Genomic DNA, 14,823 nt, shown 5'->3' with positions numbered 1-14,823 from the left:
ACTTCTTTCTTGTTACGAATCGAATCTGATAATCATCTGACCGTTGCAGCCCGCGCACTGGACTTGTAGCCGATCCGGAAGCCACCCCAATGCCGGCCATTCACATAGATCGGGACCGACAGGTCGTGCATCACTTCGCCGGTGTCGCGCTTGTATGTCTGCAGCAGGAACGGTTTGGTGTTCGAGCCGCAGCGCGCACCGGTACGGTCATTGAAGATCCGCTTCGTGCGGTTGTTGACGAGGTCGGTCTCGTAGTCCCCGGTCAGCGGACGGGAGAACTTCTTGTTATGGGTCGGGAAGTAGCCGTTGTTGTCGACTGCCCCCGCATAAGCGAGCTGCGGCATGGACCCAAGGATCGGCTCCTGGATGTCCGGCAGCACACGGTCGCAAAAACCATCGAACGCTGTCGTGTGTTTTTGCGGGTTGGTATTCGGGATCGGCGTGTAGTTGCGGTCGAACAGTGCAGCTTCGCTGATCTGGCCGCTCGCGATGGCTTGCTCGAACGCCTTGCCCACTTCCCGCGCGCTCTGCTCCGCCAGCGAACGGATTGCGTCGTGCGACGTGCTTGCACCCGATTCCGCCAGCGCTTCGAACAGGCGCTCTCCGCGCTCGGACAGCGCCATGGCCGACGAAGCCGCCCGCGGCAACTCGTCCTCCGTCACCAGCATGCCATCCCGGATCCGCAGAATCGCTGCAGCAATGCGTTGCGACGTCTCGACGTGCTGGCGCGACGCCGTTGCGATCTGCTGGATCTCGTTCTCGGAAACACCTGACGATTGCTCGATGTTGCCCAGATAGCTGTGCACCCGCTCGACGTTTTGTGCCGCTTCCATCACCTTGTCGGTGAGCGCCGCCATGCCGGCAGCCGCGCGCTCGGCTTCCTCATTGATCTCGCGCACCATGGCGCCAATATCGTCCGTAGCGGACTTGGTGCGTTGCGCAAGCTGTCTCACTTCGCCCGCAACAACCGCGAAGCCGCGCCCATGCTCGCCAGCGCGGGCGGCCTCGATCGCCGCATTCAATGCCAGCAGATTGGTGCGCGCTGCGATCTCGTTGATGACTTCGGTAATGACATGGATGCGGCGCGAGCGCTCCTGCAGCTTGCTCATCATTGCGGAAGCCGCCTGCGCATCCTGGCGTGCGTTGCTGATCTGCCGCAGCCCCTGATCCACCTCGGCGCGGCCGGCAACGCTTTCGCTGCGCACGTCGGCTGCCACGGTCGACGCCCGCTCCGCATTGGCAGCCATCTTCTCGGTGGCCTGCGCAGTGTGCCTTGCCTTTTCAGCAATCTGCTCGGTCGTATGCAGGTCGCGATCGACCTTCTTCTTGATGGAGTCGACGAAGTAGGAAGTCTCCGCTGCGCCGATCATGATGTGGTCGACCTCGCCCTCGATCTGGGCCATGATCTTCTTGCTGCCCGCATCCGCATTGCGGCTGGTGGCTAGTGCGATCGCGGCAGCCACGACAGCAGCAATGGCAGCCGGCATGATTGCCAGCGTGGCGTCTATTGCCCAGCCGACCACGGCCGCCGCCAGCGTGCCGGCAGCAGCAGCCATGATCGCCAATGCAATGAATCGACCTGTTTTCCGCTTGATTGCCGTCATACGCCTCTCCGGTGTCGAGATACCTCATCACGTGCAGCAACTGCGATGTGCTGCACGCTTTGCTGCATGACTTGCGCTGCTGCGGTGCGAGGTGTCTTACCGTTATCGGCACGGTACCGGCACAACTTCAGACAGATTCCTGTTTTGCGCTCTCGCCGGCGTGGGCAGCCGGCCTCGCTGGATTCGCAAGAGACGGCCATCTGCAAGGCGGTTCGGCGCCTGCTTGCCTTACGCAGCGTGTCGTCTGCATCGGCGCGTCTCGCGATCGGCATGCTGTCAGGCGTTCTCAGGAGGTTGGGGAAAGCGATGGCGCTCTCATTGGCACCGCTGAGGATGCCAACAAGCTTGCGTGAGTTTGACCGCACGCCTTTGCTGCGACGCGCGTCCTGACGGTTCATAGATCCCTCTCCAAACTCGCGCTTTCCTGTCCCGCTCAGATGTGTTCCTTTATCCGAGCTCCGCCACTAACTAAAACCTCCAATTATCTTACCCGCAAGCAATAACTCAAGCCATCTCAGAATGAATTTGTGAATTGAATCCGACAGGCTTGCATAAACTTGATGTAAGTCAAGCCATCACTTCGATACAAAACCGTTAAGGCTACGCTGAACAAGTTCACGCGCGCCATCGCGGCACCTGTGCAGCGTAGCCTTAAAACTCGTCCCAATCGTCGTGTCCACCATGTGCCGGTTTTGTCCTTTCGGCCACGGGCCCCGATAACGAGGCGGCAACCGGCATGACGCGCTGCCGGCCGGCTGAAATCGGTTTCGCTGCCTCTGTGCGCGGCGTGACCGGGGCCTTGACGGCAGACACGGCGATACCGCTCGCCGCCCTCAGCCTGAATACGGCAACGGCATTCGCCAGCGCCGCCGCCTGGTTCTGCATGCTTTGCGCGGCAGCTGCTGCCTGTTCGACCAGCGCAGCGTTCTGCTGCGTGATGTCGTCCATCTGGGTAATCGCCTGGTTGACCTGCTCGATGCCGGCGCTCTGCTCCTGGCTGGCCGCCGAGATCTCGCTCATGATGTCGGCCACATGCTTGACCGAGGTGACGATCTCATTCATCGTCTTGCCCGCCTGATCCACCAGCTTGCTGCCTACATCGACCTTCTCGACCGAATCGTGGATCAGCGCCTTGATTTCCTTGGCCGCCGCTGCCGAACGCTGGGCCAGGTTGCGCACTTCGGCCGCCACCACCGCAAAGCCGCGCCCCTGTTCTCCGGCACGTGCCGCTTCGACTGCGGCATTCAGCGCGAGGATATTGGTCTGGAACGCGATGCCGTCGATGACGCCGATGATGTCGACAATCTTGCGCGAGCTTTCCTTGATAGATCCCATCGTGTCGACCACCTGTCCGACCACCTCGCCACCGCGCAGTGCGACGTCGGATGCCGACACCACCAGCTGGTTTGCCTGGCGCGCGTTTTCGGCGTTCTGCTTCACCGTCGAGGTCAGCTCCTCCATCGAGGATGCGGTTTCTTCCAGCGAGCTCGCCTGCGCTTCGGTGCGGGATGACAGGTCGGCATTACCCGAGGCGATTTCCCGGGAAGCGACAGTGATCGTCTCGGTACCGGCCCTCACCTGCCCTACGGTATTGGCAAGGCTTTCGTTCATGAGCTTCAGTGCAGAAAGCAGCTGGCCGGTCTCGTCTTTGGACCTAACCTCGATGTTGCTGGTCAAGTCGCCTTCGGCAACGCTGCGCGCAAAGCGGACAGCTTTCTCCAGCGGCCTGGAAATGGCACGGATCAGCCACATGCCGATCAGTGCCGCCAGCAGCACGCCGCCGGCAATGGCCACGATGGAGAGATTGCGGACAGTGACGTAAAGCTCCTGCGTCTTCTCGTACCCGTTTTTCGCGATGTCGGCCTGGATCTTGATGAGGGCATTGAAATGTCCCTGGAACACCGCATAGTGCTGGCTCATCGGCCCTTGCATGAGCTCCATCGCCATCTGCACGTTCGCCGAGCGCAGCGCCTCCACGGTCGGCTTCAGGCCTTCAGCGACGTACTTGTTGCGGCTCTCGACGGCTTTCTCCGCAATCGCCTTCTCCTCCGGCGTATGCGGCATGGCCATGAACTCGTTCCAGATGCGGGTAATTTCCGCAGCGCGGCCGTCGACTTCCTCCATCCGCTTGTTGACGACCGAAGGGTCGCCATTCATCGATTCCGCGACCACCATCCGGTTCTCTGCCATCAGCTGAAGGATCACATTCAGCCGCTCGATCGGCAGCAGGCGCTCCTCGTAGATCGACTTCAGAGAATCGTTTGCGTTGCTGAGGCTGGATATCGTGATGACCCCGCTTCCGATCAACAGCAACGACAGAAAGCTGATTACGAAGACCAGACGCGACTTGATCGTCAAGTTCTTGAACATTGTCCCTACCCTCCCGTTGGTATGAAGCCCGGCTGGTACGTTGCCGCCGGTGTCTTCATCATTCATGCAAGTGCTTCTTCTTGTGCTTCCTTTCCTTCAACCACGTGCCGCGTAAATCGACTTCTCTTCTTATGCCGCGATCTTGTCGATCAAACCCATCTCCGCACTGGACATCAGCTTGTCGATATCCACAAGGATCAGCATGCGCTGGTCAATCGTGCCCAGGCCGATGAGGTAATCGGTATTCAGTGCAGTGCCCATTTCCGGCGCGGGTTTGATCTGTTCCGGGGTCAGCGTGGTTACGTCCGACACGCTGTCGACGACCATGCCGACGACACGCCCGGCCACGTTCAGGATGATCACAACCGTGAACTGGTCATAGGTCGGCTCGCCCAGCTGGAACTTGATGCGCATGTCCACAATCGGCACGATGATGCCGCGCAGGTTGACGACGCCCTTGATGAAGTCCGGCGCATTGGCGATGCGCGTGACCGTCTCGTAGCCGCGGATTTCCTGCACTTTCAGGATGTCGATGCCGTATTCTTCCCTGCCCAGCGTAAAGGCGAGGAATTCCTTGCCGGCGATATCACGATCGGATTTCTCACCGGTGATGGCGGCGTTGATTTGTGCTGTTTGTGTCATGGCGTTTGTCCTTCTCAGGAAAAAATGGATTCATCATTATTGAGCTGTCGGCTCGACCGCAACAAGGCTGCGACGTCGATAATGAGCGACACGCCACCATCGCCGAGAATGGTGGCGCCGGAAATTCCCGCAACCTTGCGGTAGTTCGATTCGAGGTTCTTGACCACGACCTGCTGCTGGCCGACGAGGTCATCGATAAACAGCGCTGCCTTCCGACCGTCCGATTCAAGGATCACCACGATGCCTTCCGAGGGATCGGTAAAGCGCGGCTCGATGTCGAACATCTGGTACAGCGGAATGAGCGGCAAATAGTCGCCGCGCACCTTGATGACGCGGCCCTGGCCCGTGATTTCCTTCACGTCTTCCGGTGCGGGCTGCAGCGATTCCACCACATAGCCTAGCGGCAGGATGTAGATTTCTTCGCCGACCTTGATTGACATGCCGTCGAGGATGGCCAGTGTCAGCGGCAGCGAGATCGAAATGGTGGTACCGAATCCCTTGGCCGAGCGAATATCGACCACGCCGCCCATCGCGCTGATATTGCGCTTGACGACATCCATGCCAACGCCGCGTCCGGATACGTCGGTGACGATCTCGGCAGTGGAGAATCCCGGCGCGAAAATCAGTTGCCACACGTCTGCGTCAGGCATGTTGTCGGTGACAGCCAGGCCCTGTGACTTCGCCTTGGCAAGGATCTTTTCGCGATTGAGCCCGCCGCCATCGTCTGTGACCTCGATCACGATATTGCCGCCCTGATGCGCGGCAGACAGCGACAGCTTGCCGACTTCGCTCTTGCCCGCTGCCTTGCGCACCTCCGGCATTTCGATGCCGTGGTCGATACTGTTGCGCACCAGATGAGTCAGCGGATCGACGATTCGTTCGATCAGGCCTTTATCCAGTTCCGTGGCAGCGCCGTGGGTCACGAATTCAATGCGCTTGCCTAGCTTGCCGGCGAGGTCGCGCACCATGCGCGGGAAGCGCGAGAACACGTAGTCCATCGGCATCATGCGGATCGACATCACCGCTTCCTGCAAATCGCGCGTATTGCGTGTCAGCTGGCTGACGCTGTTCAACAGGCGCTCGTGCAGCATCGGGTCGAGCGTGCTGGTCCGCTGCTCGATCATTGCCTGCGTGATGACCAGTTCACCGACGAGGTTGATGAGCTGGTCGACTTTCTCAATGCCGACACGGATCGATGTCGTCTCGGCGTTGTGCGCCACCTTTTCGGCTTCACGCCGGGCTGCCGCCTTTTTCTCGGAAGCCGGCGCGTTCGACTCATCGTGTACTGACGTTGCTGCAGGTGCAACCGGCTGCGCAGGAACTGGACTGGCCTCTGCGTCCTTTGCTGCCTCCTTCGCTGCGCGCATTGCCGGAGTCTCGAAGTTGTCGAAGAAGCCGTATCCCTGCGCCGCTTCCTGCGCCGACTTCTCGGCAGCAGCCTTTTCTGCTTCGGTCTGGCCCGTCGGTTCGAAGCCCTCGAAGAAGCCATAGCCCTGCGCATGCTCCTGCGCGGCTTTCGCTTCCGCAGCGCTCATTGCGCGCGGCGCGGCTTGCTCGGTAATCTTCAGGTCCTTGGTGTCGACGATGAACGAGCAGATGGCAACGATGTCGTCCACGTTGGTATCGCCGGCGAGATCGAATGCAACGCGGCCGTCATCCAGCGGTGTCTTGGCGATCTGCCCCAGCAGACCGAGTTCGGCCATCAGGGCCTCGACGTCACGCTCTGGCAGTTTTGGCAATTCGATATGAAACCGGTGCGCACCTCCAGCGGCGGCAGTTGCAGGATCCTGCGCTGGCGGATTGACTTCCAGTGATGCGACAGGAGCCGGCGTCGGCGTTGCGCCGTTTGACAGCGCTTCAAGCATCATGCGGGCATTGCTCACCGCATCCTGGTCGACCGGCGTATTCAGGCGATGACCGTCAAGCTGCATCTTGAGCACGTCCTTGGCAGCCAGGAAGGCATCGACATGCTCCGACGACAAGGACATTTCGCCCTTGCGGATCTTGTCGAGCAAGGACTCGAGCACATGGGTCACCTCGGTCAGGTCGGTCAGGCCGAAAGTGCCCGCGCCGCCCTTGATGGAATGTGCAGCGCGGAAGATCGCGTTGAGATCCTCCGGGTCGGGCGAGGATACGTCGATCGCGAGGAGCAGCTTTTCCATCTCGGCGAGGAGTTCTTCGGTCTCGTCAAAGAACACCTGGAAGAACTGGCTCATGTCAATGGTCATTATCGGTCTCCGTCATCTACGCTTTACTTGGTTCTTCAGATATCGCAGCCGCTGCGAGGTGCCGGCTGCGGTCCGCATCAGCCAATGACTTTTCGCACCACTTCCGTCAAGCGTTGCGGATCGAACGGCTTTACCAGCCAGCCATTGGCGCCGGCAGCACGTCCCTTCGATTTCATTTCGTCGCTCGATTCGGTGGTCAGCATCAGGATCGGCACCTTCTGATAGGTGGGCAAGCCACGCAGGGAGCGGATCAGCGTCAGCCCGTCCATGCGCGGCATGTTCTGGTCGGTCAGCACAAGATCGAATATCTGTGTCTTCGCCTTTTCCAGGCCGTCCTGTCCGTCCACCGCCTCAGTCACCTGATAGCCGGCCGCCCGCAAGCTGAACACCACCATCTGGCGCAGCGATCCGGAATCGTCTACTGCCAATATCGTTTTTGCCATCTCTGTCACTCCTGCTAGTCTCTTGTTTGCGGCCGGGCCGCGCTTGCCTGTTGTCCGGTACCCGTTAAAACAGCTCGATGTCGCCGCTTTCCATGTGCGTCTGACAGACGGCTTTCCATAATGCGTTTTCGAGCCTGGCGCTTTGCTCTTCCAGCACCGTGTTGATGCTGTTAAGCGTCTCCACAATTTCTTCCGCACTGCCTTCAGGTATGCCTGAACTGCCGGAGCCCACGCCGTCGAGCACCTCGCGCAGGCCGGTGACCCGCTTGACGGTGCGACCGATCAGCTGGTTGGTCATATCCTGAAACTGCAGTCCGGTGACAGCCGCGTTGACGTGCTGTCCGATCTCGGCCTGCTTGGCCCTCAGCTTTTCTGCAATCTCCGGGGACGGCGCTGCACCGGCAAGCAGCAGATCGATTTCCTGCTGCTGCGCCGTGACAGCTTCGTGAATTGCCATGAAACTTGCACCCAGCTTTTCAATGGCCTCGCCGAGCAGAATGCTGGTCTGCATCAGGTCGGTCTCCACTTCGGTCAGGTGCTGGGTTCCGTGGCCCGACAAATTGGATAGCAGGTCCTTCACCTGAGATCCCAGCAGTTTTTCTCTTGTCATGAAAATTCCCTGTCCTGCACGACGATTCGCACCAACCGCGAACCACGAGTACCGCTATCAGTTTGCACCGGCACTGATCAACTCCGGAGTAGCTTGTGCACCGTCCGTGACTTCAATCGTGCCGCCATCCCTGGAAGCGTTTTCTTCCGCTTTCTTGTTCATCACGATGATGCTGATCCGCCTGTTGATCGGATTGAACGGATCGCTCTTGTCGAACAAGACAGCCGATGACAATCCAACCACGCGCAGAACCTTTGCTTCCCCCATGCCGCCGGCAATCAGTGCGCGCCGCGATGCATTCGCGCGGTCAGCAGACAGCTCCCAGTTGCTGTAGCCTTTTTCGCCGCTTGCATAAGGTGTGGCATCGGTGTGACCCGACAGGCTGATCCGGTTCGGCACGTCATTCAATGCCTGTCCGATTTCAAACAGGATTTCACGGGTATAGGGCTGCAGCTCCGCGCTGGCGAGGGCGAACATGGGGCGGTTCTTTTCGTCGACGATCTGGATGCGCAAGCCTTCCGATGTGATATCGAGCAGGAGCTGGCTTTTGAACTGCTTCAGCAATGGCCGGGAATCGATCGCCGCCTCGATGCGCGCCTTCAGCGCACGCAGCCGAGCGCGCTCGGCACGCTCCAGCTCCGCTTCGGCTTGCCGCAAGTTACCTGGTGCGAGCGTGTAGGTCTTGCTGTTGTCCGGATCGTCAGTGCGCCGGACCTGGCCTTCCTTGCGGGTAAGGTCCTTGCCGCCGCCCTTGACCAGGCTGGAACTGTCGCCGGCGCCGCTGCCGCCGGACATTGCAACCTTGAGGGGTGTATTGAAGTAATCGGAGATACCTTGCAGGTCGCCCTTGGAGGTGGAGCCAAGCAGCCACATCAGGAGGAAGAACGCCATCATCGCGGTGACGAAGTCGGCATACGCGATTTTCCATGCGCCGCCATGGTGGCCGCCGCCACCCTTCTTGACTCGCTTTACGATAATGGGACGTAGCCCTTCGTCGGCCATGTTGCTCTTCCGCTCTTAAATGACTGGACGATTACTTCGACTTGGATGCCTTGATGTGCTCTTCCAGTTCGCTGAACGACGGACGCTCCGTGGAGAACAGTACCTTGCGGCCGAATTCGACAGCGAGTGCAGGGGCATAGCCGTTCAGGCTCGCCAGCAACGTCACCTTCACGCACTGGAACATCTTTGAGGATTCATGCAGCTTCTGCTCCAGCAGGCTGGAGAGCGGTCCGACGAAACCGTATGCGAGCAGAATGCCAAGGAAAGTACCGACCAGCGCGTGCGCGATCAGGATGCCAAGCTCCGCCGGCGGCAGGCCGACCGAACCCATGGTGTGCACCACGCCCATCACCGCAGCCACGATGCCGAAGGCCGGCATGGCATCGCCTACCTTGGCAATGCAGTGGACCGGGATCTCGCCTTCCGCATGATGCGTATCGATCTCGTTGTCCATCAGGTTTTCGATCTGGAACGCGTCCATGTTCCCCGACACCATCAGGCGCAGGTAGTCCGTCATGAATTCGATAATGTGGTGGTCGGCGAGGATGCCCGGGTACTTGGCGAAAATGGGGCTTTCGTTCGGACTGTCGATGTCGCCTTCGATCGACATCAGGCCTTCCTTGCGGACCTTGGTCAGGATCTCGAACAGCAAGGTCATCAGCTCCATGTACAAGGCCTTGGTGTAGCGTGAGCCCTTGAACAGGGACGGCAAGGCCTTCAGCGTGGCCTTGATCGCCTTGCCATTGTTGCCGACGAAGAAAGCACCCACTGCGGCGCCGCCGATCATCAACAGCTCCAGCGGCTGGAACAGGGACGCAAGATGCCCGCCGGCCAATGCAAATCCGCCAAAGACAGAAGCGACGACGATGATATATCCAGCAATGACTAGCAAGACAGCAGCTCCGGTATAAAAATTATTGCTCGTGGTCAACCATTGTGCCAATTCGCCGCGCGGATCACAACCTGTATGTTTTACGCAGCTGAGCGAGCTCCTGGCCAGTACATGCCCATCAAGAGAGATAACGACGCTGATGCAGAAAACTTGAACAGAGAGACAGCACGCGGCGAATGAGGCATGCAATGCAATAGTTCACAGTGTCCATCCATAAAGAAAAGGACCTTCCACCTCTGGCTGTATCGCGATCTGCGGCTCGGCTCCCGGGATGACAAATTCATAACTGAGCAACAGCGTACCGGGCCGCATCTCCGCCCTCGCCTTCTCCCATAGCGCAGGCATCGCCGCCGGCGAGAGGTAGGCGAAGATGACGTCGTAGTCGGCGAAATCCAGCCGGCGATAATCCCCGCGAAGAAAGGTGGCACCACCGCATGAATGCTGTCCCGTGCGGGCGCGCAGCAAACTCACGAGCCAAGGCAGCGGCGCAACCTCGATGCCGGCAAAGATGCCGTCCGGGCGCTTTGCCGACAGATCCAGCACCAGGCCGCCAAGTCCGCTGCCGACATCCATGAAGCGCACGGGCCGGCCGGAAGGCAGCAGTTTCGCAACGGCGTCCCATGTGGCGCGGTTGGATGGATAGAACGGCACCTGTGTGCGAAACGTCGTCCAGTACAACACCAGCAAGGCGATAAACGTCAGCAGGAAGATCCAGGACGGCAGGCCCACTGCGAGCAGCAAGATCAGCGCGACGGGAAACAGGAAATGGATGGGAATCCACCACGCAGCCATCCTGCGCAAGCTCGCCAGGAGCGCAGCGATGCCTCCCTGCAGGAGCGCAGCGACAGCGACCGTCAGCTGCCACTCTGTCAACACGGACAAGCCAGTCGCAATCAGCCAGACCAGTGCAAACGAAAGCAACTGGATCAGCAATGCCTCAACGGCGGGAATGCGGAGGGAGGAATGATGCGGAGAGGCGCCCGCGCCAGGGCGAGCGCTTTTCATGGAAGAGCGGCCTGCTGCTGATGAAGGGATCAGGCCGGGCTGGACACAGGAAGCGACGCGACAGCCGTTTCCTCTTTCAGCTTCTTCGTCTTGCCTGCGCGCGAAGGCATATGGCACAGGCCGCAGATGTAGTCATCATGCAGGTCCAGCCGATGCACGACGAAATCGCCACCGCATTTGCTGCAGCACGCGGTTTCCAGCATCTTGCTTTCGAAGAAACGCACCAGCGTCCAGGCACGGGTCAGGGACAGGACCGGCTCGCCGCTCGGATCAGGCTCGACCTGTTCCAGATACAGCTTGTAGGCCTTCATGACCGCTTCAATACCCGAAATCTGGGCATGCTCGACCAGATATTTGTGGATATTGATGAAAAGGGACGAATGGATGTTCGGCTGCCAGGTGATGAACCAGTCCGTTGAAAACGGCAGCATGCCTTTCGGCGGCGACACACCCTTGAGTTCCTTATACAGCTTCAGCAGGCGTTCGCGGGACAGGCTTGTTTCCGATTCCAGCAACTGCAGGCGCGCACCAAGGTTGATGAGCTCGATGGCAAGCTGGATTTCCTGTGCTTCCGTGACCACGCTTTTCTTGGACATCTTTAACTCCGTCTTGTCCCGAACCAACCTGCTTAGGAGATTTCCTCGATCGACTGGCCCGCCATCAGAATGGCAGCATGCGAATGCGCCAGTTCGCGGTCCTTGCTATGGCCGGTCAACATACCGAGGATCGCACCATCATCAAAGCGGAAGCGCGCAAGCATCATGTTGGTGCTGGCGAGCTTCAAAATCTGTGCATTATTGAGGCCATCAAGGAGATCGGCGATTTCATTGCTGATCCCGAGGCGAAAGATTGCGGTGGCCTTGTCGGAACGAATCATCTGCTGCGCAAGCATCAAGTAGCTCAAGTTAGCATCACGAATTTCAGCCAATATGTCCTTCGTGTTCATGGTTCATCCCCTTGTCTCGTAGAAACTGTTGCCTACAGGCATCTCAGTGAGACCGATTCTGACCTCGAAACAACTTGAGGAAAATAGGATATGAACTGTATTTTCCGACAGACATAGCGCAACAAGGCCTGTAGGAATCCGTCCTACAAAGCCTGAATACATTTCTTCCCGCGCCTCCCACATTGCGCGAAAGTGGCTTGGGGCTTGGACCCGCAGTCAATTCCGCTGACTGGCCATTTTCCCTTTGCCGTGGGATTTCTCTAAAAATCTTGTTTTTGTTTTATGCGTTTTTGTTTGCAAAAAGTGTTTGCAATAAATGGCTTTCGCCGGGTTATCCAACACATTTCGTCATACGGCTGAGTTGTATAACGGCCGCATCGCTCGAAACTTTAGGGTTGACCATCAAAATTTCTTCAATTTTTTCAGGGCGAACCACAGCTGTTTTGGTTAACGGCAGCGAAATTGCAGGATTTAGGGTTGAGACAAAAAATTTTTATTAGTTTTCTGGTCGTGGCCTGTCGCTTGCAGGCAGGACTGGTGAGAGTGTGTTGAGACTTGCCAAATTGATAACCTACGCCTCTGCGACGTCCCTTCAGGCCCGGAGCGCAATCTCACCACTCGACACACCAGCGTCGATGACAATGCTGCACCAATTGCAACGCGCTCCGGACCGCGGCTCAGGAGAAACTCAAGCGGCGCTTGATGCCGTGACGGCTTCAGGATGAGCAGGTGCGATCGGTATTGTTTTCTTCGCACGCGGCTTCTTCGGTACCGCTACCGGAATCGCAACACTTGTGGCGCTCTTCCGGCTCGCTTTCGGCAACGACTTCTTCACGCCGGTTTTCTCCACGGTCACCGCCCTCTTCCTGGAAGACGCCTCCCTTCCCAAGAGCGCATTGACGGATTTGTTCAGCTCCTCGATCTGCCTGGTCAGCGCATGGATATCGTTCTGCGATGGGAAACCCAAGCCCTTCAGTGAGCGCGACACGCGATCTTCAAAGGCAGAACCCAGCTTTTCCCAAGAATCGGCAGCCTGCTTGCCGAGGTTGTCTGCCAGCCGCGCGACTGAAAGCGCGACGCCTGAGAATTTCTCCCCCGCCATATGCTGGGTGCGGTGCTGCACTTCGGCGCCGTCCTTCACCAGCTTCGCAAATGCGTCGCCGCCTTCGCGCTGCGCCCTGACCAGCGCGCCTAGCCCAGCCTGCCATATCTGCTGCGCCGAGTTGCGAACGGTGCTAGCCAACTGAGCATCACTTGCGTCTGCCACTGCTTTCATTCTTTTAACCATGTTTATGCTTACCTCCATCAGTTGATTCACATTGAAAATGCCTGGCATCAGGCGGCGGGTGCTGCAGATGTGTCGGACTGGTTTGCGGCGCCGGCGTGTTCTTCTTCTTCCTTCACCACGCGCCGCAGAATCTTGCCGATATTGGATTTGGGAAGCGCCTGATCGCGGAATACAACGTACTTCGGCACCTTGTATGCCGTCAGGTTCTGCTTGCAGTGCTCGAGCAGCGCGTCGGCCGTCAACGTCGGGTCCTTGCACACAACGACGATCTTCACCGCCTGGTCCGAGTGCTCGTCGGCGATGCCGATGGCCGCAGCTTCCAGTACGCCGGGATGCATCACGACCACGTCCTCCACCTCATTGGGAAATACCTTGAAGCCGGACACGACGATCACATCCTTCTTGCGGTCGACCAACTTGACGTAGCCGCGCTCGTCCATGCATCCCATGTCCCCGGTGCGCAGCCAGCCGCCACGTTCAAATACATGGGCGGTCTCGTCCGGCCGGTTCCAGTAACCCTTCATCACCTGCGGTCCACGGATGCAGATCTCGCCAAGTGCGCCGATAGCCAGTTCATTGCCATCGTCATCCAGGATCGCCACCTCTGTGGAGGGGACCGGCAGGCCGATCATGCCAGTGTACTCATCGATATCCAGTGGATTGGCGCAAACAATCGGCGAGGTCTCGGTCAGGCCGTAGCCCTCGATAATCGGTACACCGAATATCTCGTGCCAGCGTTTTGCCACGGCACGCTGCACTGCCATACCGCCTGCGACCACCACCTTCACATCCGAGGCATCGACCTCCTCGATGCCCGGCGCATTCAGCAATGCATTGAACAGCGTGTTCACGCCGATAAGTGCACTGAACTTCGTGTGCTTGAGCTCCTTGATGAAAGCAGGGATGTCGCGCGGATTGGTGATCAGCACGTTGTTGGCGCCGAGCTTGAAGTAAGTCAGCATCGCCGTCAGCGCAAATACATGATAGAGCGGCAGCGGAATGATGCTGGTCTCCTCCCCGGGAATAAGCACCCCCTTCACCCATGCCTCGGTTTGCAGCAGGTTCGCGACCATGTTGCCGTGCGTGAGAATTGCTCCCTTCGGCACACCGGTCGTTCCTCCTGTGTACTGCAGGAAGGCCGTGTCTTCGCGCTGCAGCGGAATGTCCTCCAACACCATGTCCGCGCCATGCTTGACCACGTCATGGAAAGAGATCGCGCCGTCGATATGCCACTCCGGCACCATGTGCTTGACATGCTTGACGACGAAATTCGCAATCTGTGCTTTCGGGAAGTGCAGCAGATCGCCAAGCCGCGTCGTGATCACATGGCGCACCGAACTGTTCGGCAACACCTCCTGCACCGTATGCGCAAAATTGTCCAGTACGACAATTGCGACTGCGCCGGAGTCCACAAGCTGGTGCTGCAACTCGCGCGCGGTGTAGAGCGGATTGGTATTGACCACGATGCAACCGGCCCGCAATGCGCCGAACAGTGCCACCGGGTATTGCAGCAGGTTGGGCATCATGATCGCAATGCGATCGCCCTTGGCCAGCCCCAGAACCTTTTGCAGATAGGCTGCGAAAGCATGCGACAGCTCATCCAGTTGCCTGTACGTGACAGATGCACCCAGGTTGGTAAACGCCGGCAGATCCTTAAATTGCCTGCACGTCTGCTCTAGGACTGCCTTCAGCGAAGAGAACTGTTCCAGATCGACTTCCGCAGGCACATTCGATGGATAACTCTGAAGCCATGGTTTCTGCATGATGGACCTCGCTGTATGAACTAATGCATG

The 14,823-nt window shown here is 58.7% G+C and carries 13 protein-coding genes; all 13 read right to left on the bottom strand.

Features of this window, described 5'->3' with window-relative positions:
* Positions 1-32 precede the first annotated feature (32 nt).
* The 13 genes from ACYVIA_RS00430 to ACYVIA_RS00370 all read right to left on the bottom strand — a co-directional run bounded on the left by ACYVIA_RS00430 (position 33) and on the right by ACYVIA_RS00370 (position 14,793).
* Positions 33-1,604 carry a methyl-accepting chemotaxis protein gene (locus ACYVIA_RS00430; RefSeq protein WP_460836832.1) on the bottom strand — a complete coding sequence of 524 codons (1,572 nt, stop codon included), beginning with the start codon at positions 1,602-1,604 and terminating at the stop codon, positions 33-35.
* Between the two features lie 651 nt (positions 1,605-2,255).
* Positions 2,256-3,974, bottom strand: a complete 1,719-nt coding sequence (locus tag ACYVIA_RS00425; protein WP_460837616.1) for a methyl-accepting chemotaxis protein — start codon at positions 3,972-3,974, stop codon at positions 2,256-2,258.
* A 129-nt stretch (positions 3,975-4,103) separates the two neighbouring features.
* Positions 4,104-4,616, bottom strand: coding sequence for a chemotaxis protein CheW (locus ACYVIA_RS00420; RefSeq protein WP_460836830.1), 513 nt, complete (start codon positions 4,614-4,616; stop codon positions 4,104-4,106).
* A 14-nt stretch (positions 4,617-4,630) separates the two neighbouring features.
* Entirely contained in the window at positions 4,631-6,844 is a 2,214-nt protein-coding gene (gene cheA, locus ACYVIA_RS00415) for a chemotaxis protein CheA (protein ID WP_460836829.1), read from the bottom strand.
* A 77-nt stretch (positions 6,845-6,921) separates the two neighbouring features.
* Entirely contained in the window at positions 6,922-7,287 is a 366-nt protein-coding gene (locus ACYVIA_RS00410) for a response regulator (RefSeq protein ID WP_460836827.1), read from the bottom strand.
* A gap of 64 nt (positions 7,288-7,351) precedes the next feature.
* On the bottom strand, positions 7,352-7,897 hold the full coding sequence (locus ACYVIA_RS00405) for a chemotaxis protein (protein WP_460836825.1): 546 nt from the start codon (positions 7,895-7,897) through the stop codon (positions 7,352-7,354).
* Positions 7,898-7,954: 57 nt separating this feature from the next.
* On the bottom strand, positions 7,955-8,899 hold the full coding sequence (gene motB, locus ACYVIA_RS00400; protein WP_460836823.1) for a flagellar motor protein MotB: 945 nt from the start codon (positions 8,897-8,899) through the stop codon (positions 7,955-7,957).
* Positions 8,900-8,930: 31 nt separating this feature from the next.
* Positions 8,931-9,791, bottom strand: a complete 861-nt coding sequence (gene motA, locus ACYVIA_RS00395) for a flagellar motor stator protein MotA (RefSeq protein WP_460836821.1) — start codon at positions 9,789-9,791, stop codon at positions 8,931-8,933.
* A 198-nt stretch (positions 9,792-9,989) separates the two neighbouring features.
* A complete protein-coding gene (locus ACYVIA_RS00390) occupies positions 9,990-10,796 on the bottom strand; it encodes a class I SAM-dependent methyltransferase (protein ID WP_460836819.1) in 807 nt (268 codons plus the stop codon).
* Positions 10,797-10,825: 29 nt separating this feature from the next.
* The gene (flhC, locus tag ACYVIA_RS00385) at positions 10,826-11,392 is read right to left on the bottom strand and encodes a flagellar transcriptional regulator FlhC (RefSeq protein ID WP_460836818.1); all 567 of its coding nucleotides are present in this window, start codon (positions 11,390-11,392) and stop codon (positions 10,826-10,828) included.
* 32 nt (positions 11,393-11,424) lie between these two features.
* Positions 11,425-11,742 carry a flagellar transcriptional regulator FlhD gene (flhD, locus tag ACYVIA_RS00380; RefSeq protein ID WP_460836816.1) on the bottom strand — a complete coding sequence of 106 codons (318 nt, stop codon included), beginning with the start codon at positions 11,740-11,742 and terminating at the stop codon, positions 11,425-11,427.
* A gap of 688 nt (positions 11,743-12,430) precedes the next feature.
* The gene (locus ACYVIA_RS00375; protein WP_460836815.1) at positions 12,431-13,018 is read right to left on the bottom strand and encodes a phasin family protein; all 588 of its coding nucleotides are present in this window, start codon (positions 13,016-13,018) and stop codon (positions 12,431-12,433) included.
* Between the two features lie 59 nt (positions 13,019-13,077).
* On the bottom strand, positions 13,078-14,793 hold the full coding sequence (locus tag ACYVIA_RS00370; protein WP_460836814.1) for an AMP-binding protein: 1,716 nt from the start codon (positions 14,791-14,793) through the stop codon (positions 13,078-13,080).
* Positions 14,794-14,823: the final 30 nt, after the last annotated feature.

The organism is Noviherbaspirillum agri, from assembly GCF_054780595.1.
This window is presented reverse-complemented; position numbering and strand designations above follow the sequence as displayed.